Origin of the sequence: Paraplanobispora siamensis (assembly GCF_016863175.1) — a bacterium.
GTDB lineage: Bacteria > Actinomycetota > Actinomycetes > Streptosporangiales > Streptosporangiaceae > Planobispora > Planobispora siamensis.
The window spans coordinates 33,932-57,932 of sequence record NZ_BOOJ01000074.1; the positions used below are offsets into that span (position 1 = coordinate 33,932).

A 24,001-nucleotide genomic window follows, 5' to 3' on the forward strand; every position below is an offset into this window, starting at 1 on the left:
GCGCCCCGGCCCGTCAGTAGCGCCAGCGGCTGCGCTCGACGATGTCGCCGGGCTCCGCGCCGTCGAACAGCGCGATCTCGCCCCGGCGCACCGTCACCACGGTGTCCGCCATCTCCGGCCCGAGCGCCTCGCCGAGGACCCGGTCGTTCTCGAAGGCGGCGACGGCCTCGGCCAGCGTGGCCGGCAGGGCGGCGATCCCCCGCTTGCGCCGGGTCTCCTCGTCCATGGCGGCCGGGTCCGTCTCGACCGGGTCGGGCAGGCGCGATCCGGCCGCGACGCCGGTACGGCCGGCGGCCAGCAGGGCGGCGACCAGGAGGTACGGGTTGGCCGCCAGGTCGACGCACTTGACCTCGATGTTGGCCGCCCGGTCGCGCTCGCCCTCCGAGCCGGTGACCAGGCGCAGCGCCGCCTCCCGGTTCTCCCGGCCCCAGCAGGCGAAGGCGCCGGCCCAGTGCGAGGGCACCAGCCGCAGGTAGCTCGCGACCGCCGGGGCGCCGACGGCGAGCAGGGCGGGCAGCCGCTCCAGGATCCCCGCCGCGAAGCCCTCGCCGTCGCCGGTCAGGCCGTACGGGCCCGGACCGCCGGACATCAGGCTCACCCCGTCGCGCCACAGGCTGAGGTGGACGTGACCGCCGTTGCCGACCCCGCCGGCCAGCACCTTCGGCGCGAACGTGGCCCGCATCCCGTGCCGTGCGGTGACCGCGCGGACGGTCTCGCGCACCAGCACCGCGAGGTCCGCCGCGCCGACCGGGTCGGCCGCGGCGACGGAGACCTCGTACTGGCCGGCGGCGTACTCGGGATGCAGCTGGTCGACGGCGACCCCCTGGGCGGCCAGGGCCGTGAGCACCTCGCGCAGGTAGCCCGCCAGCTCGGTGAGCCGGGTCATGCCGTAGGCCGGACCCCGGGACGCGGGCACGAAGTCGTCGCCGGTGCCCAGGGAGACGCACCACTCGATCTCGAACGCCGCGCGCACCGCGTAGCCGTCCCCGGCCAGCCGGTCGGCCTCGCGCCGGGCCAGGCCGCGCGCGTCCAGCGGGTGCGGCCGGCCCTCCTGGTCGTAGCGGTCGGCCGGGGCCCAGGCCCAGCCGGGGGAGGCGGCCAGGCGGATGAGCCGGCCCAGGTCCGGGTACAACCGCAGATCCCCGACCGGCCCGCCGGCGTACCGGCCGGACACGATCGAGTCGTCGAGCAGGAAGGCGTCGAACACCGGCGAGGCCCCGACGCCCCAGGCGGCGGCCTGCTCCAGCCGGGCGGTCGGCACCGCCTTGACCCGGGTGACGCCGCCGGTGTCCACCCAGGTCACCGCGACGCCGTCGATGCCGTCGGCGGACAGGCCGGCGGCGGCCGTACGGGCGTGCTCCGCCCGGCGGGCCCGCTCGGGGGCGGTCAGCGGCTCTGGCATCGGCACGGCCTCCTCGGTTCAAGATTAGACGCCACCGCTCTCGCCGGCCCGGTGCTCCGGACCGGCCGTGATAAGTCTTGTCGGGTGGCCGGTGCCCGACGAGCCCGTGACCGGCCCGCCGATCGGAGCAACCATGCCGATGCCCGAACTCCTGCCCGCGGTCGCCGGGCTCCGCCTGGTCGATCACCACTGCCACGGGGTCGTGCCCGAGGACCTGTCGCGTCCCGCGTTCGAGGCGCTGCTGACCGAGGCCGAGGGCGCCTCGCCGCTGGGCGGGAGCCTGTTCGACACGCAGGCGGGGTTCGCGGTGCGCCGCTGGTGCGCTCCCCTGCTGGACCTGCCCCGGCACGCCGAGCCCGAGGAGTACCTGGCCCGCCGGGCGGAACTCGGCCACGCGGAGGTGACCCGGCGGCTGCTGGGCGCGGCGGGGCTGGGCGGGTTGTGCGTGGACACCGGCTACACCCCCCGGCCGCTGCTGTCCCCGGCCGGACTGGCCCGGGCCGCCGGGGCGCCCGCGTACGAGATCGTCCGCCTGGAGCGGCTGGCCGAGGAGGTGGCCGGGTCTGGAGTCTCGGCCGGGGACTTCGCCGGCCGCGTCCGCGAGCGCCTGGCCGAGCTGGCGTACGCCGGGAGCGCCCATGAGCGGCGCGCCGGGGCGCAGCACGCCCAGAGCGGGCACCCCGCGGGACTGGCGCGCGGCGGGGACGGCCGGGTGGTCGGGGCCAAGTCCGTGGCCGCCTACCGGGCGGGACTGGCGCTGGCCCCGGAGCGGCCGGGGCACCGGGACCTCACCGCCGCGGTGGACCGGTGGTTCACCGGCATGCGGCCGGGTGTCCCGCCCCGGCTGGCGCAGGAGGCGCTGCACCGGTTCCTGGTGTACGCGGCCCTCGACCTCGGCCTGCCGGTGCAGTTCCACGTCGGGTACGGCGACGCGGACGTGCACCTGTCCCGGGCGAACCCGGTGCTGCTGACCGACCTGCTGCGGGCGACCGCGCCGGCCGGGGTGCCGATCATCCTGCTGCACAACTATCCGTACCACCGGGAGGCCGGCTACCTCGCCCAGGTGTTCCCGCACGTGTTCGCCGACGTCAGCCTGGCCACGCACAACCTGGGCCGGCGGGCCGGTGCGCTGCTGGCCGAGGTGCTCGAACTGGCTCCGTTCGGCAAGCTGCTCTACGCCTCCGACGCGTTCGGGCTGCCCGAGCTGTACCACCTCGGCGCGGTGCTGTTCCGCCACGCGCTGTCCGACCTGCTGCGCGCCGGTCTGGACGAGGAGTCCTGGACGGAGCGGGACGCCGTCCGGATCGCCGGGATGGTCGGCTCCGGCAACGCCCGGCGGGTCTACCGCCTGCCCGGGTGAGCGTGGTGTCGCGCCGCGGGAGGCTGATCGGCGCAGTGAAATGAGGTTAGATGGGTTCGACGGGCCGGCGTTTTCCCGGACCGAAGCACCTGCGCAAAGGTCAGGTAGATGCCTCTGTCGCTTGAGCTCACGCCGGTGACCGACACCGCCATGGTGATCACCATGGCGGGTGAGCTGGACGCCGTAACCGCTCCGACGCTGGCCGCCATGCTGCGGCCGCTGCACGCCTCGCCCGTCACCCGGGTGGTGGCCCAGATCACGGCGTTGCGTTTCTGCGACGTGGCCGGGGTGCGGCAGCTCAGCGTCACCAATCGGGCCCTGCACGACAAGGGCGGCGCGCTGGCCGTCGCAGGAGCCGGTCCCGCGCTGCAACGCCTGATCACCTTGATGAACGGGTGCTCGACGCCGCGGCTGCGGACGTACGCCGACCTGCCCCGGGCCCTGACCGCGCTCGGCCTCGACCTCCGCGACACACCGCCGCGGCAGGCCGTCGGGCGACGGCACCTGCCGACCCTGCGGCGCCTGGCCTCACCCGGCGGCTCGAACGCCGCCCCCGGCCGGCGTCCCGTACGGCCGTCGCCGGAGCGGCAGTCCACCGTCCCGCTCCGGACCGCTCCCGGCAAGGTCACCACCCCGTCCCCGGCCGCTTTCGACCTCACCTTCCTGGCGGCGGCCATGGTCCGCTCCCGTCAGCTGCGCAACCAGGCGGTGCACCAGGTGCTGACGCTGCAGCGGCGGCGCGGCGAGAACGGCGAGGCGCGCATCGTGATGCACCACAACCGCGAGCAGTGCCTCAGCAGCCTGGCCGTCATGCAGAGCCACCGCGCCAGCCCGGTCACGGTCCGGGACTGATCCGCCGGGGCGTGCGGCGTGACCTCCCGCGCGTACGGCGGCGCGCGGCGGGGTCGGCTCAGCTGCGCATGGCGGCCTGCGCCAGCAGGGCCTGGGTGCGCGTCGACAGCTCGTGGAGGCTGAACGGCTTGGTCATGTAGTCGCTCACTCCGGCGCCGAACCCCCGTCGCATGTCGGCGGCCTCCCCCCTGACTGTCAGCATCAGCACCGGCACCTGCTCCATGCCGGGCAGTGTGCGCAGATAGCGGCACAGCTCCACCCCGGAGATGTGCGGCAGTATCCAGTCGAGCACCACCAGATCGGGCCGCAGGCTCTGCAGCAGCGTCATGGCGACGGCTCCGTCGTCGGCGGCGTGGATGGTGTGCCCGTCCTGCCGCAGTCGAAAGGCGATCACCTCTCGGATGTCAGCGTCGTCCTCGACGACCAGCACTTCGGCCATAGCTCCCCCGAACTCCCCGCTCATAGATGCAAATACCCGGGTCAAGGAAGTTCATCCAGATATTTCGGCAATGCGCGCCGGATCGGGAGACCGGCGGGCCGCCGGGGCCGGACGCCCGACCGGGGAGCCGGAACGGCGCGAAAGTTTCATCCGATCAAGGGTCCGCCGTACCGATAGATCCAGCTCAGAGCGGCCCCGGAGGGAAGGCTCGGAGATCCGTCTTGCCCGTTGAAAGTTTCGCTGATATTCCGAATGTTTCAAGAGCCGGTTTTCGGGAGCCGGTTCTCAAGAGGCAGTGCGGAGCCGCGTCGCCGGACGCGGCCGGGACGGAGAAGCGGGCAGCGGATGGGAATCAGAAGCACAGTCATGGCGGCCGCGGCCGCCGCCGTGGGGCTGGTGGCGGCGCTGGTCACGGCACTGGCCGCGGCCTCCCCGGCCTCGTCGGCGGCCCTCACCGAGGTCACCGGCTTCGGGACCAACCCCACCAATCTGCGGATGCACCTGTACGTCCCCGACCGCGTCGCGGCCAGGCCGGCGGTCCTGGTGGCCGTGCACTACTGCACCGGGTCCGGCCCCGCCTTCCACTCCGGGACGGAGTTCGCCTCCCTGGCGGACCGGTACGGGTTCATCGTCATCTACCCGTCCGCGACGCGCAGCGGTGCCTGCTTCGACGTCTCCTCACCCCAGGCGCTCAGGCGCGACGGCGGCAGCGACCCGGTGGGGATCATGTCCATGGTCAGGTACGTCCAGCAGCGCTACGACCCCGATCCCGGCCGGATCTACGTCACCGGCGCCTCCTCCGGCGCCATGATGACCAACGTCCTGCTGGGCGACTATCCCGACGTCTTCGCGGCGGGGGCGGCGTTCATGGGCGTGCCGTTCGGCTGCTTCGCCACCACCGACGGCTCCTCCTGGAACAGCGCCTGCGCCAACGGTCAGGTCGTCAGGACCCCGCGGCAGTGGGGCGACCTGGTGCGGGGAGCCTATCCCGGCTACAGCGGCCCGCGCCCCCGCATGCAGGTGTGGCACGGCACCGAGGACACCATCCTGCGCTATCCGAACCTCCAGGAGGAGATCAAGCAGTGGACCGACGTCCACGGGCTGGGGCAGACGCCCTCGTTCACCGACCGGCCGCGCTCGAACTGGACCCGGACCCGCTACGGAAGCACCGGTGAGACCGCTCCGGTGGAGGCGATCAGCATCCAGGGAGGCGGGCACGACCTGCCCATGGGCGGGATGGCCGAGGCGGCGCTCCGCTTCTTCGGCCTGATCGGCGGAGCCACGCCCACGGTGACCCCCACCGCCACACCCACGGTGACCCCCACGGTGACCCCCACCGCCACGCCCACCGTGACGCCCAGTTCCACCCCCACGGTGACCCCGACCGGGAGCGGGGCCTGCCGGGTCTCCTACACCATGAACGCCTGGAACACCGGCTTCACCGCGGCGGTCAAGGTCACCAACACCGGGACCACCGCGCTCAACGGCTGGTCCCTGGCCTTCACCCTCCCCTCCGGCCAGACGGTCACCTCCGCCTGGAACGCCACCGTCTCACCGTCCGGCGGCCAGGTGACCGCCAGGAACGTCTCCTACAACGGCGCCCTCGCCCCGGGCGCGTCGGCCGACTTCGGGTTCCAGGCCACCCACACCGGCAACACCGCCAAGCCCTCCGCCTTCACCCTCAACGGCGCCGCCTGCGCCGCCGGTTGACCCGGGCAGGCCGGGGTGGGCGTCCCGGCCCGTCCGCCGTGATCCCGCCGTGGTCCCGTGGGGAGACCGTGGCGGGATCACGGGCATCGTCGCCCGCGCGATTCTGTCGCCCGTCGCTGTTATAGATGTCGCCATCGCTTTCCCGGTGAGCATTCCAGTGGACAGGGGTTTTCCGATGGCGTCGGTGATATTCCGCGATGAGACCATGACCGGCCGGGCGGTGGAGGAGTTCGAGCTGCCCGGCCTGCCCGAGCGGATCTCCGCCCGGGAGCTGGTACGGCTGCGCGTCCGCGAGGAGGTGGCCCGGCACAACGCCGCCCCCTCCCACCGCTTCCGCGGCCTGGTCAGGCCGACGGACGCCGAGGCCGAGCTGAACGGCTACCGGATGCGCACCGCCCGCAGACTCGACTGGGAGAGGCAGGCCGACGCCGCCGAGGCGGCCTTCGCCCGCAACGGCTTCCTGCTGCTGGCCGGCGACCGGCAGATCGAGGACCTGGACACCGAGATCGACCTCACGGTCGACCCGGTCGTGTCGTTCGTCAAGCTGATCCCCCTGGTCGGAGGCTGAGATGAGCGTCCTCGACGAGCTCCCCGCCGAGCTCCGGGAGTGCCTGGACCGTGTGGACCAGACGGCCTTCGGCGTGTTCGCGCAGCTGGACGAGGTTCACCGGCGCCGCCACGTGAACGGGCGGTCGACCTCGATCAGCGCACTCGTGAACGAGCTGGCCGCGGAGTGGGGCGACGCGCAGTGGCGGGCCGCCGGGCTGTGGGCGCAGCTGCGGATGCGCACCCTGTGGAACCGGAACTGGCCGGACCTGCTGTGGGTCGCGGCGGCCGTCCCGACCGCGGTCGCCGGCCGCAAGCTGCGCTGGACCCCCGCGGAGATGGACCTGCTCTGGCGCACGGCCGCCACCCCGCCGGACGGCCCTCCGGGAGAGGACCTGCTGAGGATCCCGGTCTCCGCCCTCAAGCGGCTGCCCCTCACCGAGCGCAAGCCGTACCTCGACTGGGTGCGGCAGGCGCGGGCGGGCCTGGAAGAGGACCCGTGGAGTGCGCACTCCCGGGAGAAGCGCGTGCTCGACGACCTGCTGGCGGAGAGCACGGTGGACGATCCGGAGGCCGCGGCGCGCAGTCTCCTGCCCGGCTATGACCGCTTCGCGGTTCTCCTGTGCGAGGAGTACGCCCCCCGGCTGGGCGCCCCCGCCGTGCTCCCCCTGCTGCGGCACTGCGCCGCCGCCGCCTCCGCCAATCCGAGCGACACCTGGCTCAGGCGGGCCGCCGCCCTGCTGACGCCGGAGGCCGTCGCGCTGGCCGGAGAGGTGCTCGGCCGCCTCCCCGCCCACCGTGAGTACACCATCCGGCACCGGCGCGACGGTCACGAGTGGACCCAGATCGTCTATCTGCACGAGCGCACCGCCCAGCTGCTGCGCGGCATGGTCTGGGCCTGCGAGCTGATCGGCGAGCCCCGGGTGACCGGGCTGCTGGGCGAGGTCGCCGTGGCCACCGGCACCGGGCTCGGCGGATCGGGCGCCAACTCCCGCAGCGAGATGCTGGCCAACGCCGCGATCGGCGTGCTGGCCCGGCGCGGCGGGCCGGAGGTCATCCCCCAGCTGGCCCGGGTGCAGGCCAAGGTGCGCAAGAAGAGCATCCTGTCCAAGGTCGCCCGCACCCTGGAGGCGGTGGCCGTGCAGACCGGGCTCTCCCCCGAGCGGCTGATGGACCGCACCGTCCCGGCCTTCGGCCTGGACCCCGACGGCACCCGCACCGAGCACGGCCTGCGGCTGGGCTCCGACGGCTCCGTGACCTTCGTCGACCCCGCGGGCAAGGTCCGAAGGACGATCCCCAAGGCCGTCCGCGAGGAGCACGCAGGGCTGCTGGCCGAGCTCAAGGCCACCGCCAAGGAGCTGCGCAAGACCCTGCCCGCCGAGAGGTTCCGGGTCGAGCGGGCGCTGGCCGCCGAGCGGATCTGGCGCTGGAGCGAGGTGTGCGAGTACTACCTCGACCACCCCGTCACCGGTTCCTTCGGCCGCTCCCTGATCTGGGAGATCCTCCAGGGCCCGGCCGGGCTGCCGGTGCGCGTGGAGGGCCGGTGGGAGCTGACCGACCCGGCCGGACGCCGGATCCAGCCCTGCCCGGACACCCCCGTCCTGCTGTGGCACCCCATCTCCCACACCGCCGACGAGGTCCGCGCCTGGCGCGACCACCTGGTCGGGACCGGTCTGCGCCAGCCGTTCAAGCAGGCCTTCCGCGAGGTCTACCTGCTCACCCCCGCCGAGGAGCGGACCCGCGACCACTCCCGCCGCTTCGCCGGCCACCTGCTCCGCTACGGCCAGGCCAAGGCCCTGCTGACCGAGCGCGGCTGGACCGGCATGTCGCTGGGCCACTGGGGCCGGGAGTACGGCTCCGGCCAGGCCGAGGCCGTCAAGGAGCTGCCCGGCGGGCTCACCGCCTCCTGGGACTTCCATCTGGACGAGGGCTCCTACGAGCGGGACGGCTACGGCGCCACCGCCTCCGTCTGCGTCAGCGGGTCTATCCGCTTCACCGACGAGCACGGCGACATCGTCCCGCTGGCAGAGGTCGACCCGCTGATCCTGTCGGAGGCGCTGCGCGACGCCGACCTGGCCGTCGGCGTCACCTCCACCGGCCTGGACCCGCACGGGCAGGGCGACTACTGGACCTCCTACGGCTTCGGCGATCTGAGCGAGAGCGCCCAGGTGCGCCGCGACGCCCTGACCCGGCTGCTGCCCCGCCTGGCCATCGCCGAGCGCTGCACCCTCACCGACCGCTTCCTGCACGTCCGCGGCGACCTGCGCACCTACAAGATCCACCTGGGCTCGGGCAACATCCTGATGGAACCCAACGACGCCTACCTGTGCATCGTCCCCGGCCTCGGCGCCTCCGACAGACTCTTCCTGCCCTTCGAAGAAGACGGCGGCCTGCTGTCGGTCGTCATCTCCAAGGCCTTCCTCCTGGCCGCCGACACCGAGATCACCGACCCCTCCATCACCCACCAGATCCGGGGGTGAACGGAAAACGGCGAGCCGGGGTTAAGTGTTCTCCAGGAATCCATCTCCCCGTACGGAGACCCGCGGCCGGGTGGGTAAGCGATCCTGCATGCGCTATCACGTTCTGGCCTGTGACTATGACGGCACGCTCTCGACCGAGGGCAAGGTCGACGACGACACCGTGGCCGCTCTGGAGCGCCTCGTGCGGTCCGGGCGGCGGCTGGTCATGGTCACCGGACGGGAGCTGGACGACCTCGCCTCCGTCTTCGATCGCTTCGACCTGTTCGAGCGGATCGTCGCCGAGAACGGGGCTCTGCTGCACGACCCGGCCAGGCAGGAGACCACCGCGCTGGCCGAGCCGCCGCCCCCGGAGTTCGCCGAGCGCCTGCGGGAGGCCGGCGTGCAGCCGCTCAGCGTCGGCTCGGTGATCGTGGCCACCTGGGAGCCGCACGGCGAGACCGTCCTGCGGACGATCCGCGAGCTCGGCCTCGAGCTTCAGGTGATCTTCAACAAGGGGGCGGTGATGGTCCTGCCGTCCGGCGTGAACAAGGCCACCGGCCTGACCGCCGCCCTCGGCGCGCTCGGCCTGTCGCCGCACAACACCGTCGGCGTCGGCGACGCCGAGAACGACCACGCCTTCCTGTCCGCGTGCGAGTGCTCGGTGGCCGTGGCCAACGCCCTGCCCGCGGTCAAGGAGCGCTGCGACGTGGTGACCGGCCAGCCGCGCGGGGCCGGCGTCACCGAGCTCGTCGACCGGATCCTCGACGACGACCTCGCCGGCGTCGACCCCGGACGCCACCACCTGCCGCTCGGCACCGCCGAGGACGAGGAGCAGGTACGGCTGCCGCCGTACGGCACGCGCGCGATGATCGCCGGCCCCTCCGGCAGCGGCAAGTCCACGACCACCGCAGCCCTGCTCGAACGCGTCTCCCAGGCCGGTTACCAGTTCTGCCTGATCGATCCCGAGGGGGACTACACCGACGGCATCGAGGACGCCGTCGTGCTGGGCGACGCCCGTCGCGCCCCCACCGAGGAGGAGATCGTCCAGGTACTCGACGACCCGGAGCGGAACGTCGTGGTCAACCTGCTGGGGGTGCCGCTGGACGACCGGCCGGGCTTCTTCGAGACGCTCCTGCCGCGCCTGGCGGCGATCCAGGCCAAGTGCGGGCGTCCCTCCTGGCTCATCGTCGACGAGGCCCACCACATGATGCCCGAGGGGTTCAGGGCGGAGTCGGTGGAGCTGCTGCGTCAGTTCGGGGGCCTGCTGCTGATCACCGTCCACCCCTCCCTGGTCGGCGAACCGGTGCTGGGGGCGCTGAACACCGTCGTCGCGGTGGGGGAACGGCCCGGCGAGGTCCTGACCACCTTCGCCTCCGCGGCCGGGCAGGCCGACGAGCAGGGCGACGGGCAGACCGACGAACAGACCGGCACCCCGCTCGACGGGCTGCCCGACGACCTGCCCACGGGAGAGTTCCTTCTGCTGCGGCTGTCCGGTGAACCGGTCCGGGCACGCCTGATACCGCCGGAGGGCGAGCGGCAGCGGCACCGCCGCAAGTACGCGGCCGGCGACCTGGGAGAGGAGAACAGCTTCTACTTCCGCGGCCCGCAGGAGGCGCTGAATCTGCGGGCGGGCAACCTGACGGCGTTCTGCCAGCTGGCGGAGGGCGTCGACGACGGCACCTGGGAGTACCACCTGGGCCGGGGCGACTACTCCCGCTGGATGGCCGGAAGCGTCAAGGACGAGGAGCTGGCGGCCGAGGTGGCCGAGGTCGAGAAGGCGGGCGGATCCGCCGACGAGACCAGGCGCCGGGTGGGCGAGCTCATCGAGAACCGCTACACCGCCCCCGCCGAGCCGGGCGGCGGTTTGTGAGCCCTGGTGGGACATCTGGGCCATTTTCCGTAATGATCACAAAAAGGACGATCCTAACTCTCCGATAGGTGGTGCCCAACTCAGCGTTGGTGTAAAGATGTGCCCTGCCGCATCCCCGAGAGCCGGCTGGAGAGCGTGAAAACCAACAATGATCAGATCCTGGCCGAGGAGCTGTACCAGGAGTTCGGAGCCCCCCTCCTCCGGCACGCGCTGAGGAGCACCGGCGGCGACCTGCAGTGGGCCGAGGACGTCGTTCAGGAGACGCTCCTGCGGGCCTGGCGCAACGCCGGCAATCTGCGCCGCGAGCGCGGCCTGCTGTGGGCCTGGCTCCTGACCGTCGCCCGCCGCGTCATCATCGACGACCGCCGCAGGCGCGGCGTCCGGCCGCAGGAGACCGAGCCGCCCGACGCCGACGCCGTCCCCTCCCCCGACGGAGCCGATCGGGCACTGGAGGCGATGATCGTTTCCGAGGCGCTCCGGCAGCTGTCCCCGGAACACCGGGAGGCGATAGAGCAGACTTACCTACGGGACCGTACGATTGGTGAAGCGGCGGAGATCCTCGGGGTCCCGCCCGGCACGGTCAAGTCCCGGCTCTACTACGGGATCCGGGCTCTGCGCGGGATCCTGAAAGAGAAAGGTGTCGCGAGCTGATGTCCGCCCCCTCGCACGACGTGCATGAAGACGTGGCGGCATACGCCCTCGGCGTCCTCGACGAAGCCGACCACCGGGCCTTCGAGCGCCACCTGATGTCGTGTGAGGGCTGCCAGGCCGAACTGCGGGAGATGAGCGAGATCCCCGGCCTGCTCGACGCACTGCGGGACGACCGCTCCGACACCCTCAGCGGTGACCACACCCCGCGCTGATCCCCGGGCGGACAGACGGCGCCCTCCGCGGGACACACCGGCCGCGATCCTCTGCGGCTGAGGCGCCCGGGAAAGACAAGACTGCTCTTTTCGCGCGTGCCCTCCTAGATTCCCGGCAGGGTCTCGAGGAGGGCACTATGACACGGTTGTGGGCACTGGGCGCGCAGGATCTGGCGGAGATGATCCGGAGCGGGGAGATCTCCTGCCGGGAGGTCGTCGAAGCGCATCTCCGGCGGATCGACGAGGTCAACCCGCTGGTGAACGCCGTCACGGTCACGCTGGGGGAGGACTCCCTCGCGGCGGCGGACGCGGCCGACCGGGCGCGGGCGCGCGGCGGGGCGACCGGCCCGCTGTGCGGTGTGCCGATGACGGTCAAGGAGAACGTCGACGTCGCGGGATCGGCCACGACCCTGGGGATCGCCGCCCTGCGGGAGGCGACCGCGTCCGCCGACGCGCCCTTCGTCGCAGAACTGCGCGCGGCGGGGGCGATCCCGATCGGTCGGACGAACATGCCCGAGTTCGGCATGCGCTGGCACACCGACAACGCGCTGTACGGCGCGACGGTCAACCCCTGGTCCGCCGACCATACGCCGGGCGCCTCCAGTGGCGGGGAGGCGGCCGCGGTGGCGACGGGGATGTCCCCGCTGGGGATCGGGAACGACGGCGCGGGTTCACTGCGCTGGCCCGCCCAGTGCTGCGGTGTCAGCGCGTTGAAGCCCTCGCTGGGCAGGGTCGCCCAGACAGGGGAACGGGCGGGGCCGACTCCCTTCGCCTTCCAGTTGCTCGCCGTCCACGGCCCCCTCGCCCGGCGCGTGCGGGACCTGCGCCTGGCCTTCCACCACATGTGCGACCGGTCCGGCGGCGATCCGTGGCACGCCCCGGTGCCCCTGTACGGCCCGCCGGTGCCGGCCCCGGTGCGGGTGCGCGTCGTGACCGACGTCGGCGGCGCCCGCCTGGCCCCGGAGGTGGCGGACGCCCTGAAGCGCGCGGCGGCGGCCCTGGCCGACGCGGGCTATCTCGTGGAGGAGGGCGAGGCCCCGGCCCTCACCCGCGCGAGCGAGGTCTACACGCAGATCATGTCGGAGTACGGCCGCGTGCACCGCGACCAGCCGCCCGTCGAGACGATCGCCTCGCCCGGGTTCGTGCGTTTCTGGCAGCTCTACGAGCCGATCTGGGCGCGAGCCGCCGGAGAGCGGGCGTTCGACCCGATGATGGAGCGGGCGTCCATCGCCCGGCTGTGGAGCACGTGGATGAGCCACGCCCCGCTGGTACTCGCGCCGATCCGCACCCGCCCGGCCTTCCGCGTCGGGTCGGACCTCGACCCCGGCTGGCTGGCCGACTGGCCGGAGACCATGCGCATGGTCGTGGCGGTCAATCTTCTCGGCCTGCCCGCGGTCGCCGTACCCGTCGGACAGGCCGGCGGTCTGCCGCAGGCCGTACAGCTCATCGCCCCGAGATTCCGCGAGGACCTGTGCCTGGACGCCGCCGAGGCACTGGAGTCGGCCCTCGGCCCCCTCACCCCGATCGACCCGCCCCGGCAGCCGGACGCCGGGGCGCGTGGGTGAGGTCAGGCGGTGGGGAACGGGCCCTGGTACTCGGTGTAGTCGGAGACGCCGTCGCCGTTGAGGTCGACGCGGACCTCGTCGACGTAGCCGTCGCCGTTGTGGTCGAGGTAGACCACGTCGGTCACACCGTCGTGGTTGACGTCGTAGCGCTCCTCGTTGGCGACGTAGTCACCGTCGGTGTCGATCAGCTGGGCGTCGGTGCCGCCGTCGCCGTCGTAGTCGACGTAGTCGGTGGTGGTGACGTTGAACTCGCCGCTCGCGAAGTCGCCGCTCATTTTCAGGGTCTCCGTTCTGTTTGTGTGGGTTCGTCAGATAAGAGGAGGGATCCGCAGGGTTTGTTACAGCGACTTCCAAGATTTTTCCGGGGCGCCCCGATGGGCGGGTCGGCCCCTTCCCCCTGGCATCCGTGATCTTTTCTGTCACTATGAGGGCGTGCCTGTCCTTCGCCTGATGCGCGCCGCGGTGTTCGCGGTCGTGTGCGTGACGGCGTCGCTGGGCATGCACCTGCTGGCCGGTGGGGCCGCCGTCGACCCGGTGGCGCCGGCCGCGGCCGTACCGCCGGTCATGGGCGGGGCGTTCGTCCTGGCCCGCCGCCGGCGCGGGCTGGGCACCCTGCTGGGCGCCAGTTTCGTCACCCAGTACGGCCTGCACCACCTGCTGTCGGCGTCCGCGGTGGAGCGGTCGCTCATCACCGACCACCAGCACGGCGGCCTTGCGGCCATGGTCGCGGCCCACGCGGCCACGGCGTTGCTGTCGGCCTACTGGCTGGAGCGCGGCGAGAGCGCTCTGGCGATGCTGGTGCACCTGCTGCTCGCCTCGGTCCTGATCCTGCTGGCCTGGTGCCCGCCCGTCCTGCGACCCGTCCCCCGGCAGGTCTCCCGGGACGGCGTGCCGTCACTCGTCACCCGGCTGCTGGCCGCGGTCGTCTCCCGGCGCGGGCCGCCGGTGGGGTTCTCCGTCATCTGATTCCCGGTTCCCGGCCTCCGGATCCGTGGCCGGCCGTACCGCGCGTGAGCGTACGGCCCGCCGCCGCGTACCCGTCTGAGCGCACGGCCCGCCGCCTACCGCGGCCCTTTCACCGACCCTGTGAACCCCGCGCCGGGGCGGTGCGTACCTGAGCGTGCGCGCGCCCCCCGCGAACGGAGAACCTGTCATGACCTCTGACGTGCAAGAGCTCCAGTCCGCTCCCGAGAGAACCCCCCGCCCCGCCACCTGGCCGGCGCTGCGCGCACTGGTGCTGCGCCTGCACTTCTACGCCGGCGTCCTCGTCGCCCCCTTCCTGCTGGTGGCCGCCACCACGGGCCTGCTGTACGCCGCCTCCTTCCAGATCGAGAAGATCGTCTACACGCACGAGCTGAACGCTCCGGCCGGGCGGGACATGCTCCCGCTGAGCCGGCAGATCGCCGCCGCCCGGGCCGTCCATCCGCAGGGCACCATCGGCGCGGTACGGCCCGCGGCCGAGCCGGGCACGACCACCCGGGTCCTGCTGGACGCGCCGGACCTGCCCGAGTCCACCCGGCTGGCGGTCTTCGTCGATCCGCACACCGGCCAGGTGCGCGGGGCGCTGGAGAGCTACGGCAGCTCGGGTGCGCTGCCCGTGCGGGCCTGGATCTCCACCTTCCACCGGCACCTGCACCTGGGCGAGCCCGGCCGCCTGTACAGCGAGCTGGCCGCCAGCTGGCTGTGGGTGGTCGCGCTCGGCGGGGCGGTGCTGTGGCTGAGCCACCGCCGCCGCGCGCTGCGGCCCGACCGCAGGGCGCGGGGCCTGCGCCGGACCCTGTCCTGGCACGGCTCGGTCGGCCTGTGGATCACCGTGGGCCTGCTGTTCCTGTCGGCGACCGGACTGACCTGGTCGAACTACGCCGGGGCGAACGTCGACAAGATCCAGACCGCGCTCGGCTGGACCACCCCGTCCCTGTCGTCCGGGGGCGGGGACCACTCCGGCCACACCGGGCACGGCGGCGGCACCGCGACCACGGCCGACGCCGACCGGATCGTGCGGGCGGCGCAGGGCGCCGGGCTGTCCGGCCCGCTGGAGATCGTCTGGCCTGCCGAGCCCGGCGCCGCCTTCACGGTCAAGGAGATGGACCGCGAGTGGCCCCAGCGCAACGACCAGGTCGCCGTCGACGAGGCCACCGGGGAAGTGGTCGGGGAGCTGCGCTTCGCGGACTTCCCGCTGGCGGCCAAGCTGATCCGCTGGGGCATCGACGGGCACATGGGCGTGCTGTTCGGCGTGGTGAACCAGATCCTGCTGATGGCGCTCGCGGTCGGCCTGATCTCGCTGATCGTGTGGGGCTACCGGATGTGGTGGCTGCGCCGCCCGACCCGGGGGTTCGCCGCTCCCCCCGCCCGCGGCGGCGGGCGGGCGGTGCCGCTGACCGTGCTGGCGCCCGTGGGCGCGGTCGCGATCGCGGTGGGGGTGTTCATCCCGCTGCTGGGGATCTCCCTGCTGGCGTTCCTGGCCGTCGACATGGTGCTGGGCCGGGTCAGGGCCGGGCGCTGACCGCCCGGCTTTCTATCCCCGGCTCGCCGCGGCACGCCGTACGGCCCCGCCGCGCTCCTCGTCCAGGACGCCCTGATAGACGGCGAGCGTCTCCTCGGCGGTGCGGGCCCAGCTCAGCCGCTCGCGGACGAACCGTCCCCCCTCGGCCGCGAGCGACTCCCGCGCCGCCGGGTCCGCCATGATCTCGATCACGGCCCTGGCGATGTCGCCCGGATCGTCCCCGCGCACGAAACGCGCCGCGGGGCGGTCCGGGTCGCCGAGGAAGACCCGGGAGAACCCGTGGCCGAGGATCACCGGCTTCCCCATGGCCATGGCCTCGGTCGCCACCAGGCCGAACGGCTCGAACAGCGACGGGAAGACGCACAGGTCGGCCATCTCGTAGTACTCCGGCAGGTCCTCGCCGCCGACCCACCCGCCCGAGGTGCGCACGTGCCCGGTCAGCCCCGCCTCGGTGACGATCCGCCGCACGCCCTCCTCGTCGCCCTCGCCGACGATCACCAGGCGCAGGCCGGGCACCGCGGCGGTGATCCTCGGCATGGCCTCCAGCAGCTGGTAGATCCCCTTCTGCCGCTCGATCCTGCCGACGAACAGCAGGACCGGGTCGCCGGGGCCGAGGCCGAGCCGGACGCGCAGGTCGCGGGCGCGCGCCGACAGGTCGTGCCCGCCCGGCGGGCCTTCGGCGAGCAGCCGTTCGAAGGTCCCGCCCAGGCAGACGACCTCCAGCGACGAGCGGTCCCAGCCGGCGGCGGCCAGCCGGTCGCGCACCTCCGGGGTGGGGACCACGATCCTGCGGGCGACCCGGGCCAGCCACCGCTCCACGGCGGCGAACAGCCCCCGCGTCCCCGGGGCTCCCGGCCGGCGGTCGACGCCGTACTCGGTGGTGTGCACGTGGAAGACGACCGGCAGCCGCAGCAGATAGTGGCACAGGAGACCGGACAGGAAGTTGGTGGAGTCGTGCACCGCCACCACGTCGGGCCGCCCGTCCCGCCCGGCCGCGCGCAGGCGCAGGAAGTAGCGCCAGTTGCCGGCCACGACGTTCAGCGTGAGCAGGGCGAAGTCGAGCCTGCGGGTGCGGTTGAGCCGCCGGCGGCGGCTGATCGCGCCGTGGACCCGGCCCATGGGGCGGTGCACGGTCATGCCCGCGACGTGCTCGAAGACCGGCAGGCGGCCGTCGTTGAGCGTGAAGACGCTTATCCGGTGGCCGTCGGCCATGCGGGGGGCGACCTCCGCGATGTAGCGGCCGAGCCCCGCGGTGATGTTCGGCGGGAACTGGGTGATGATGTGCGCGATCTTCATCGTGGGACCTCCGGATGGCGGACGCTCGGCGCCGCCGCCCGCGACCGGTACACACGGGCGGAGACGATGACCACGGCCGCGGTGAGAACGAGATTGGACAGGATGAACGCCACCAGGCCGCCGGCCAGGCCCTGCCAGGCGATGAGCGCGGCCTGACCGGCGAGCACGATCGGGGCCGCCGCGCACTGGGCGGCGATGAGGGCCCTGGCGCCCCGCACCCCGTCCATCGACAGGGCCGCCGAGTAGAGGTTGAAGACCGTGTGGGTGCCGATGCCCAGGGCCGACAGGGCCATCAGGCCGAAGGAGTACGGATACTCGCCGCGGAGCAGGAGGAAGAACACCGCGCTCGCCGCGAACGACAGCAGGGCCGCCGCAGCGAAGACGGCCGGGGACAGCCGCCCGATGCGGCCCAGCGCCCTGGAGGTGTCCGTGACGGCCAGCGCGGGCAGCAGCACCAGGCCGATGCCGTCGGCGAAGACCACGCCCAGGAGCCGCTTGGGGAAGTTGTTGTAGATCGAGTACACCCCGACCTCGGACGCCTCCGCCCAGTGGTTGAGGAAGATCACGTCCACTCCGAAGAGCACGGCGCTGAGACCGCCGAGGGCGGTGAGGTAGGCGCCGTGCCGGTACAGCGAGCGGGCGAGCGCGCGCGACCAGGAGCGCGGGTCGATCCGGAAGCCGACCGCCGACACCAGGGCGAAGAGCAGGTTCGTGCCGATCAGCGCCAGCAGGTACCAGTCGACGTCCCTGACGTCGAGCACGAACAGGAACCAGGCCGAGACGCCCAGGTAGACGAAGGCGACGATGATCTTCAGCGCGGAGGTGAGGCCGTACTTCCGCAGACCCCGCAGGAAGCTCTCGGTGAGATAGTTCACCGCCATCGCCAGGGCGAGGGCCAGCGCGAAGCAGAGGGTGCGCAGGTCCACGCCCAGGACGGCGGTCAGGACGGGGGCGGCCAGCACCCCGGCCAGGGCCAGGGCCGTGCCCAGCACGAGGGTGGACAGCAGCGCCGTGCTGATCAGGGCCCGGTGTTCCTCGGGCCGGGACCTCGGCAGCTCCTGGTACATGACGAAGTGCAGGCTCATCACCATGCCGACCGTGACGATCAGCGCGATCGACAGGACCAGGGTGAAGCGCCCGAACTCGGCGGCGCTGACCCCCCAGGCCACCAGCAGCGTGGTCGAGGCCGAGACGCCGCTGGCGACCGCGTTGACGAGCATGGGGGTCGCGACGGCCCGGCGACGCTCACCGGACCGCCGACCGGTCCCGAACCATCCGGTGATCCCGGACCGTCCGCCGGGGCGAAGACTCACCGCGCCACCGCGGCGTAGGCGGCCAGGGTCTGCTCGGCCGTACGGGACCAGCTGTAGTTCTCCCGTACGTAGGCGGCGCCGCGGGCGCCGAGCCGCGCGGCCTCCTGCGGGTCGTCCAGGCAGCGCGACAGCTCGGCGGCCAGCTCCTCGGGGCAGTCGCGCGCGGACCGCAGCGCCCCGTCCCCCACGACCTCGGGAGAGTAGCCGGGCCCGACGATCACCGGCCTGGCCAGCGCCATGGCCTCCACCGCGACCAGCCCGAACGGCTCGTACACCGACGGGAAGACGCACACGTCGGCGGCGAGGAAGTGCGCGAACAGCTCGGCCGAGTCGAGGAACCGGTAGTCGGCCACCACGTGCTCACCGGCGCCGGTCTCCTCGATCAGCCGCGCGACGACCGCGTTGTCGTCGGTCTGCGGCAGCTGCGCACCGATGATCACGACCCGCAGGTCGTCTCCGTACTGCTTCGCCAGCAGCGGCACCGCCCGGATCAGGGTGTGCACGCCCTTGTGCGCCGACAGGCGCCCGGCGAAGACCACCAGCCGGCCCCGGCCCCGCGGCAGATAGCGCTCGCGCACCCGCGAGGCGATGCGCTCACGCTCGCCGGCGGGCAATGCGGCCAGCCGCAGCAGTTCCGCGTCCTCGAAGCCGTGCGGCAGCACGCGCAGCCGCTCCCGCGGCCAGCCGCGGGCCGCGAGGTCGTCGCGGACGCTCACGCTCGGCACGATGATCAGGTCCGCCAGGCGGGCCTGCGCCGTCTCCACCGCGTCCAGGCAGGCCGCGTGCAGGGACCGGCCGCCGGCCGGGTCGGCGTTGAGCTCGCGGGTGTGCACGTGGAAGACCACCGGCAACCGGCCGAGCAGGCGGCACACGATGCCGGCCGGGCTCCCCATCCAGTCGTGCACGGCGACGACCGTCCCGCGCCGGTCCGCCCGGGACCGCCCCGCCTCGGCGCGCAGGATGCGCCCGGCGACGCGCACGTTGAAGGCGAGCAGCCCGGCGATCTTGGCCACCCGCCTGAGTATCTGCGGCGTGCGCGAGTCCCTGGCGTGGTCGCTGCTCGCCGTCGCCAGCCGGTGCAGCGTGACGTCCCCCTGCCGTTCGGTCCGGGGTGAGCGGCCCCGGCGGGCGGTGCCGTACACCGTGACGGGGGTCCCGCCCCGGCGCAGGGCGCCCATCATGCGCTCGGCGTAGCGGCCGAGCCCGCCCACGACGTCAGGGGGGATCTCCGAGCAGACGACGTGAACGCGGCGGAGCGGGACGGAGCCGGGGGTCAGCTCGTGCATCGCAGGTAGGTCCTTCGGGTGAACTCGAGATCGGCGGGGGTGTTGATGCCACGGGCCTCGGCGGGGTCGGCGACCGGCACCACCGTGGTCCGCCGCCCATGCTCTCGCGACAGGTACGGCAGGAAGGGCAGAAAGTTGATCTCTCCGGTGACCGTTCCCGGGCGGGCCCCGGCCAGATAGCCCGCCCAGGCCCGCGCCAGCCCGTCCACGCCGAGGCAGAAGAGGCCGACGTCGCCGAGTCCGCCGGGCCTGCACTCCTCCCCCTCCCGGGACATCCGCACCCCCAGCAGGGTCGAGGAGGCCGCGTCGTAGTCGTACTCGACGTAGGGATCGGGCAGCGCGACCAGGGGAAGGGTGAGTCCGGGCCCTCCCCCGGCGGTGTTCTCGCGGTGGGCCCGCACCACCTCGCCGACCGTGCGCGAGGACAGGTTCGCCTGGTCGCCCCAGACGACCAGGATCGCGTCATGGTCCGCCCAGTACGGCGCGGCGGCCCCGAAGACGGCCTCACCCATGCCCGTGGGCGCCTCCTGGACGCTGACGGAGACCTCGCCCCGCTCGATCGCCCCGGCGGCCAGCCGCCGGAAGGGACCCTCCCCCCGCGGGGAGAGCACCACGTGGATGTGCTCCACCCACGGCGACAGGCGGCGGTGCAGCAGGTCCCACACGGTGACGCCGCCGGCGATCTCGACCATGATCTTCGGGATGTCCGCGCCGAGCCGGGAGCCCTGTCCCGCCGCGGGGACCACCGCGCAGAAGCGTTCCTCACCCAACGGGATCCACTCCCGTGCCGGGAGTCTCCGACTCCAGAAGGGACACGATCTCCTCCAGGTCCCGTACCGGCACCGCCCCGTCCGCCGGCGCTCCCCCGTGCACCTGGAGCGTGAGCAGGCCCGCGCCGACGGCGGAGGCCACCCCGTGGGCGGAGTCCTCCAGCACGACGGCGGAGGCGGGGTCGACGGCCCAGGCCTGGCACGCCCGCCGGTAGAAGCGCGGGTCGGGTTTGCCGTACGGCACGTCGTCGGCGGTCAGCACGCCGCGGAAGTATCCGCTCAGCGCGCAGGCCCGCAGGACGCCGGCGGCCGATTCCCGGCTGGCGGAGGTGACGAGGTAGGCCGCGTGCCCCCGGCCGGTCAGGAGCGTCAGCAGCCGGCGCGCCCCCGGCAGCACGGCGACGGCGCCGTCACGGACGTAGGCCCGGTAGAGCCGTTGCTTGCGGCCGACCACCCGCTCGGCCAGCGCCGGGTCCACGCCCAGCTCCCGCACCACCTGCCGGGTGCTCGCCCCCGCGTGCGCGCCGTACTCGAAGGAGCCGAGCAGCCCCGGGGAGATCTCGGCGAGCGCGGTGCGGAAGGCGGCCTCGTGGGCGGGGGCGGAGTCCACGAGCGTGCCGTCCAGGTCGCACAGCCAGACGCGCCGCCCGGCGAGCGCCGCGGCCGTGCGGTGCGTGGGCGCGCTCATCCGGCCCCCAGCAGGGAGGTCTCGCCGACGATGCGGGCCAGCGCCGCCACCGTGCGGGTCCCGGAGTGCACGCCGGGCCGCCGCGGGTCCTCCAGGTCGGCCGTGACCCATCGGGCGCCCGCCGCGGCGCCCCCGCCGGGCTCCTCCGTCACGGCGGATCCCGCGCGGTGGCACAGGACGTGGGTGATCGTGCGCCGCTCGTTGCGGGGGTCGCCGAGATAGCGCAGGGTACGGCCGACCAGGGCGTGGGCGTCCAGTCCCCGGACGTCGTGGTCGTCCCTGAGGTTGACGACGAACACCTTGGCGGCGGCGCGGCCCGCGGCGATCGCGTCGGCGATCCCGGGGGTCAGATAGCTCGGCAGCAGCGAAGAGTGCGGCGTGCCGGGGCCGTACACGATGAGGTCGGCGTGGGTGACGGCGTCCCCGGCCTCCGGGTTGAGGGAGATCCGGGCGCCGCCGCCGGCCAGGGCGCGCCGCCGGTGCTCGTCGGGCAGCGCCTCCAGTACGGCCCGCCGCGACGGGGTGAGGGGGCTGCCCAGGAGGAACAGGTCGGAGATGGCGACCGGGTCCTGCGGGGCGACGATGTCGGCCTCGTCGGCCAGGATCCGGCCGTCCTGCTTGAGCGCCACCAGATAGGCGTCCTCGCCCCCCGTCACGTTGACCAGCCGCACCGGCGAGCCGAACGTCTCGGCGCAGGATCGGACCGCGGCGTTGAAGTCCCGGCCCAGTCGCAGGTACGCGCCCGCGAACACCAGGTTGCCCAGCGCGCAGTCCCGCAGGTCGAGCCCGGGATCGCCGTCGAGCCGGTCCGTCAGGACGGACAGGTCGCGCACCACCGCGGCCCGCGTGCGCGGCGGCAGCATCCCGTGCACCCGGCCGCGGGCCAGCCCGTCCACGAGCTCGTCGAGGTCCCCGCGACCGGCCGAGGCGGGCAGCCGGTGGTCGAGCACGCCGATCATCGCGGCCTGGCGCGGGTCGTTCCGGTCGAGATGGAGCAGCAGGTTCTTGCGGAAGTCGGAGGGGCCGAGCATCCCCGGCAGATAGCGGCGCAGCGCCCCGGTGGACTGCCCGTTGTCGTACCCGTTGACCAGCACGGCCAGGTCGGTGTCCGGCGCCCGCAGGAGGCCGCGGGCGATGCCGGCCCCGCCCCGCCCCCCGCTGAACAGGACGACGGACGCCCCGCCGAGATGCGGCGTGTCCGCCGCCGGGTCTTCACGACCCATCAGGCCTCCGCGGCTCATCGGGCCTCCACCGTTCACCGGGCCTCCGCGGCTCATCGGGCCTCCACGGGCAGAGCGGCGCGCTCGGCGACGGAGTGCGCCGCCGGGGAGCGCAGCACGCCCCGGCGCTGCAGCCACCGGCGGTAGCCGAGGTAGCCCACGAACAGCGCCCGGTCGCGCGCCCCGCGCCAGAAGCGCCATCCCCGGCTGCCGCCGCCGCGCTCCCGATGCTCGATCGGCACCTCGATCCAGTCATGGCCGAGCTCGACGACCCGGGCGGTGATCTCGGTGGAGCAGTTCATCCCGCCCGACTCCAGCCGCAGGGAGCGGAACAGCGGGCCGTACACCACCTTGAAGATCGAGTTGAAGTCGCGGTAACGGGTGCGGTGCAGGGCGTTGCTGACCGCGCCGCTGGCCGCCGAGCCCCACCGGTACGGCAGGCCGTCGGCCTTCCTGATCCTCGCCCCGGAGAAGGCGGCCCCCTCACCCTCGCCGATGCGGTCGAGGAACCCGTCCAGGTTGGCGATGGGGAACTGGCCGTCGGAGTCCAGCAGCACGACCCAGTCCATCCGGGTATGGGCGATGGCCGCGGCGATCGCGGCGCCCGCCCCGCGGTTGCGGCCGAAGCCGACCACGACGAGCCCGGGGCACCGCTCGCGCAGTTCCTCCAGGATCGCGCGGGTGGCGTCGGTGCTGCCGTCGTCGCACACGACGATCTCCCACGCGCCGACCGCGGGGTGCCCCTCCAGATACCGCCGCCATTCCGTCACCGCCGCGGCGATGTTCGCCGCCTCGTTGTAGGCGGGCGCCGCGACCGAGATCGCGATGGGCTGCCGCGGCACGCGCCCGCCTCCCGTGCTCACTTCTGACCGCCGGCGGGTGCGACGCCGAGCAGGCGGCCGATCCAGCGGTCCAGCGGGAGCAGGCCGATCCCGATGACGACGGGGAGGTGCGCCAGGGTGAACAGGATCGTCGCGCCGAAGGAGATCGGCCCCCCGGTGAACACCGTGATGTGCGGGGCGTCGATGGTCTCGGGGATGTCGATCGGGTTGACCAGCTGCCACATGACGTCGAGGAAGCCGGAGAACACGATGACGACGCCGTTCACCGCGATCTTCAGGCAGTTGCCCGGGGTCCCGCCGCCCAGCCGGTGGGCGGCCGCGACGGTGAGCACGATCCCGGGATAGAGCAGCAGGTAGAGATGGGTGTAGAAGCTGTCACCCTGGGCGCGCGCGGCGTCCATGTAGTAGAAGTAGCTGATCCGCGGGATCACGTAGCCGGTGAAGAAGACGAACGGCACGTACATCAGCCAGTGCAGACGCGGCGACGACCAGGGGAAGAAGGCGATCGCCGCGCACAGGCAGGCGAACGCGGCCAGCTTGACGCCGAGTTCCCACACCGCCTCTATCTCCCGGCCGTGCGGCGTGGCCAGCCACACGAACGCGGCCCCGGCGCCGCCGGCGACCAGGGCGATCCACCACAGGTGCGGCGCCCATGCCCGCTCCGAGCTCAGGACGACGCCGGAGTGGCGCGGGCGTCCGGTGACCGGCGCGCCGCCTCTGAGGAGCCCGAGGGAGGGTGGGTTTCCCCTCTCTACTGTCATGACTTCAGCACCTTTCTTCCGTTGCCGCGCCCGGACCGTGCGGGGGTCCGGCGCGCGGACGGCTCTGCCTGAGTCGATGGCGGGAAGTCACGGAGCGGTCGCATCCCACTCGCCCCCGCGAGAAACTTGCTGAAAGGGATCATAAAGCTTGCAGTAATTTTCAGAAAGACCCATCAGCATTTAACTCACATCCGCATTCCCGGGAGCGACCCGGATCCCGCCCCGGCCGGGGCCTGACCTGCCGGGCGGAGGTGAG

The 24,001-nt window shown here is 73.2% G+C and carries 22 protein-coding genes; 11 read left to right on the forward strand and 11 right to left on the reverse strand.

Annotated elements, in window-relative coordinates; translation table 11 throughout:
* Positions 1 to 13: 13 nt before the first annotated feature.
* The gene (locus Psi01_RS37670; protein ID WP_204068956.1) at positions 14 to 1,402 is read right to left on the reverse strand and encodes a type I glutamate--ammonia ligase; all 1,389 of its coding nucleotides are present in this window, start codon (positions 1,400 to 1,402) and stop codon (positions 14 to 16) included.
* A 133-nt stretch (positions 1,403 to 1,535) separates the two neighbouring features.
* On the opposite strand from Psi01_RS37670, the gene Psi01_RS37675 reads away from it, so the two are divergent.
* Positions 1,536 to 2,762: an amidohydrolase family protein gene (locus tag Psi01_RS37675; protein ID WP_239128326.1), complete on the forward strand. Its 1,227-nt coding sequence runs from the start codon at positions 1,536 to 1,538 to the stop codon at positions 2,760 to 2,762.
* A gap of 108 nt (positions 2,763 to 2,870) precedes the next feature.
* Positions 2,871 to 3,614, forward strand: a complete 744-nt coding sequence (locus Psi01_RS37680; protein WP_204068957.1) for an STAS domain-containing protein — start codon at positions 2,871 to 2,873, stop codon at positions 3,612 to 3,614.
* 58 nt (positions 3,615 to 3,672) lie between these two features.
* Here Psi01_RS37680 and Psi01_RS37685 read toward each other — a convergent pair whose 3' ends face one another.
* A complete protein-coding gene (locus Psi01_RS37685; protein WP_204068958.1) occupies positions 3,673 to 4,053 on the reverse strand; it encodes a response regulator transcription factor in 381 nt (126 codons plus the stop codon).
* A 366-nt stretch (positions 4,054 to 4,419) separates the two neighbouring features.
* Between Psi01_RS37685 and Psi01_RS37690 the strand changes: the two genes are divergently transcribed.
* The 7 genes from Psi01_RS37690 (at position 4,420) to Psi01_RS37720 (ending at position 13,066) form a co-directional block, all read left to right on the forward strand.
* Positions 4,420 to 5,763: an extracellular catalytic domain type 1 short-chain-length polyhydroxyalkanoate depolymerase gene (locus tag Psi01_RS37690; protein ID WP_239128327.1), complete on the forward strand. Its 1,344-nt coding sequence runs from the start codon at positions 4,420 to 4,422 to the stop codon at positions 5,761 to 5,763.
* A gap of 175 nt (positions 5,764 to 5,938) precedes the next feature.
* Entirely contained in the window at positions 5,939 to 6,331 is a 393-nt protein-coding gene (locus Psi01_RS37695) for a hypothetical protein (RefSeq protein ID WP_204068960.1), read from the forward strand.
* A gap of 1 nt (position 6,332) precedes the next feature.
* On the forward strand, positions 6,333 to 8,789 hold the full coding sequence (locus tag Psi01_RS37700) for a DUF4132 domain-containing protein (protein ID WP_204068961.1): 2,457 nt from the start codon (positions 6,333 to 6,335) through the stop codon (positions 8,787 to 8,789).
* Positions 8,790 to 8,877: 88 nt separating this feature from the next.
* Positions 8,878 to 10,638 (forward strand): HAD family hydrolase, encoded by a 1,761-nt coding sequence (locus tag Psi01_RS37705; RefSeq protein ID WP_204068962.1) that lies wholly within the window; start codon positions 8,878 to 8,880, stop codon positions 10,636 to 10,638.
* Positions 10,639 to 10,773: 135 nt separating this feature from the next.
* The gene (locus Psi01_RS37710; RefSeq protein ID WP_239128328.1) at positions 10,774 to 11,289 is read left to right on the forward strand and encodes a sigma-70 family RNA polymerase sigma factor; all 516 of its coding nucleotides are present in this window, start codon (positions 10,774 to 10,776) and stop codon (positions 11,287 to 11,289) included.
* The gene (locus tag Psi01_RS37715; protein WP_204068963.1) at positions 11,289 to 11,501 is read left to right on the forward strand and encodes a zf-HC2 domain-containing protein; all 213 of its coding nucleotides are present in this window, start codon (positions 11,289 to 11,291) and stop codon (positions 11,499 to 11,501) included. Before Psi01_RS37710 ends, Psi01_RS37715 begins: the two co-directional genes overlap by 1 nt.
* 137 nt (positions 11,502 to 11,638) lie before the next feature.
* Positions 11,639 to 13,066, forward strand: a complete 1,428-nt coding sequence (locus Psi01_RS37720; RefSeq protein ID WP_204068964.1) for an amidase — start codon at positions 11,639 to 11,641, stop codon at positions 13,064 to 13,066.
* Between the two features lie 2 nt (positions 13,067 to 13,068).
* On the opposite strand, the gene Psi01_RS37725 is transcribed toward Psi01_RS37720, so the two are convergent.
* A complete protein-coding gene (locus Psi01_RS37725) occupies positions 13,069 to 13,341 on the reverse strand; it encodes a hypothetical protein (protein WP_204068965.1) in 273 nt (90 codons plus the stop codon).
* A 157-nt stretch (positions 13,342 to 13,498) separates the two neighbouring features.
* On the opposite strand from Psi01_RS37725, the gene Psi01_RS37730 reads away from it, so the two are divergent.
* Entirely contained in the window at positions 13,499 to 14,032 is a 534-nt protein-coding gene (locus Psi01_RS37730; RefSeq protein ID WP_204068966.1) for a hypothetical protein, read from the forward strand.
* Between the two features lie 187 nt (positions 14,033 to 14,219).
* Positions 14,220 to 15,569 carry a PepSY-associated TM helix domain-containing protein gene (locus Psi01_RS37735; protein WP_239128329.1) on the forward strand — a complete coding sequence of 450 codons (1,350 nt, stop codon included), beginning with the start codon at positions 14,220 to 14,222 and terminating at the stop codon, positions 15,567 to 15,569.
* Positions 15,570 to 15,581: 12 nt separating this feature from the next.
* Here the strand turns inward: Psi01_RS37735 and Psi01_RS37740 are convergent, their stop codons facing one another.
* The 8 genes from Psi01_RS37740 to Psi01_RS37775 are packed head-to-tail and all read right to left on the reverse strand — an operon-like array spanning position 15,582 to position 23,745.
* On the reverse strand, positions 15,582 to 16,865 hold the full coding sequence (locus tag Psi01_RS37740) for a glycosyltransferase family 4 protein (RefSeq protein WP_204068967.1): 1,284 nt from the start codon (positions 16,863 to 16,865) through the stop codon (positions 15,582 to 15,584).
* On the reverse strand, positions 16,862 to 18,178 hold the full coding sequence (locus Psi01_RS37745) for an oligosaccharide flippase family protein (protein WP_239128330.1): 1,317 nt from the start codon (positions 18,176 to 18,178) through the stop codon (positions 16,862 to 16,864). Before Psi01_RS37745 ends, Psi01_RS37740 begins: the two co-directional genes overlap by 4 nt.
* Positions 18,175 to 19,464, reverse strand: a complete 1,290-nt coding sequence (locus Psi01_RS37750) for a glycosyltransferase family 4 protein (RefSeq protein WP_204068968.1) — start codon at positions 19,462 to 19,464, stop codon at positions 18,175 to 18,177. The genes Psi01_RS37745 and Psi01_RS37750 overlap by 4 nt, the downstream gene beginning before the upstream one ends.
* Positions 19,452 to 20,234, reverse strand: a complete 783-nt coding sequence (locus tag Psi01_RS37755; protein WP_239128331.1) for an NTP transferase domain-containing protein — start codon at positions 20,232 to 20,234, stop codon at positions 19,452 to 19,454. Before Psi01_RS37755 ends, Psi01_RS37750 begins: the two co-directional genes overlap by 13 nt.
* On the reverse strand, positions 20,227 to 20,922 hold the full coding sequence (locus tag Psi01_RS37760) for an HAD family hydrolase (RefSeq protein ID WP_204068969.1): 696 nt from the start codon (positions 20,920 to 20,922) through the stop codon (positions 20,227 to 20,229). Before Psi01_RS37760 ends, Psi01_RS37755 begins: the two co-directional genes overlap by 8 nt.
* On the reverse strand, positions 20,919 to 22,145 hold the full coding sequence (locus Psi01_RS37765) for a 2-phospho-L-lactate transferase CofD family protein (RefSeq protein WP_204068970.1): 1,227 nt from the start codon (positions 22,143 to 22,145) through the stop codon (positions 20,919 to 20,921). The genes Psi01_RS37760 and Psi01_RS37765 overlap by 4 nt, the downstream gene beginning before the upstream one ends.
* A gap of 50 nt (positions 22,146 to 22,195) precedes the next feature.
* Positions 22,196 to 22,984, reverse strand: a complete 789-nt coding sequence (locus Psi01_RS37770) for a glycosyltransferase family 2 protein (protein WP_204068971.1) — start codon at positions 22,982 to 22,984, stop codon at positions 22,196 to 22,198.
* Between the two features lie 17 nt (positions 22,985 to 23,001).
* Positions 23,002 to 23,745, reverse strand: coding sequence for a hypothetical protein (locus Psi01_RS37775; protein WP_239128332.1), 744 nt, complete (start codon positions 23,743 to 23,745; stop codon positions 23,002 to 23,004).
* Positions 23,746 to 24,001: the final 256 nt, after the last annotated feature.

Coding starts and splice junctions, on each gene's coding strand:
- Psi01_RS37670 (WP_204068956.1), bottom strand. CDS start 1,402: ATGCCAGAGCCGCTGACCGCCCCCGAGCGGGCCCGCCGGGCGGAGCAC.
- Psi01_RS37675 (WP_239128326.1), top strand. CDS start 1,536: ATGCCGATGCCCGAACTCCTGCCCGCGGTCGCCGGGCTCCGCCTGGTC.
- Psi01_RS37680 (WP_204068957.1), top strand. CDS start 2,871: ATGCCTCTGTCGCTTGAGCTCACGCCGGTGACCGACACCGCCATGGTG.
- Psi01_RS37685 (WP_204068958.1), bottom strand. CDS start 4,053: ATGGCCGAAGTGCTGGTCGTCGAGGACGACGCTGACATCCGAGAGGTG.
- Psi01_RS37690 (WP_239128327.1), top strand. CDS start 4,420: ATGGCGGCCGCGGCCGCCGCCGTGGGGCTGGTGGCGGCGCTGGTCACG.
- Psi01_RS37695 (WP_204068960.1), top strand. CDS start 5,939: ATGGCGTCGGTGATATTCCGCGATGAGACCATGACCGGCCGGGCGGTG.
- Psi01_RS37700 (WP_204068961.1), top strand. CDS start 6,333: ATGAGCGTCCTCGACGAGCTCCCCGCCGAGCTCCGGGAGTGCCTGGAC.
- Psi01_RS37705 (WP_204068962.1), top strand. CDS start 8,878: ATGCGCTATCACGTTCTGGCCTGTGACTATGACGGCACGCTCTCGACC.
- Psi01_RS37715 (WP_204068963.1), top strand. CDS start 11,289: ATGTCCGCCCCCTCGCACGACGTGCATGAAGACGTGGCGGCATACGCC.
- Psi01_RS37720 (WP_204068964.1), top strand. CDS start 11,639: ATGACACGGTTGTGGGCACTGGGCGCGCAGGATCTGGCGGAGATGATC.
- Psi01_RS37725 (WP_204068965.1), bottom strand. CDS start 13,341: ATGAGCGGCGACTTCGCGAGCGGCGAGTTCAACGTCACCACCACCGAC.
- Psi01_RS37735 (WP_239128329.1), top strand. CDS start 14,220: ATGACCTCTGACGTGCAAGAGCTCCAGTCCGCTCCCGAGAGAACCCCC.
- Psi01_RS37740 (WP_204068967.1), bottom strand. CDS start 16,865: ATGAAGATCGCGCACATCATCACCCAGTTCCCGCCGAACATCACCGCG.
- Psi01_RS37750 (WP_204068968.1), bottom strand. CDS start 19,464: ATGCACGAGCTGACCCCCGGCTCCGTCCCGCTCCGCCGCGTTCACGTC.
- Psi01_RS37760 (WP_204068969.1), bottom strand. CDS start 20,922: ATGAGCGCGCCCACGCACCGCACGGCCGCGGCGCTCGCCGGGCGGCGC.
- Psi01_RS37765 (WP_204068970.1), bottom strand. CDS start 22,145: ATGGGTCGTGAAGACCCGGCGGCGGACACGCCGCATCTCGGCGGGGCG.
- Psi01_RS37775 (WP_239128332.1), bottom strand. CDS start 23,745: ATGACAGTAGAGAGGGGAAACCCACCCTCCCTCGGGCTCCTCAGAGGC.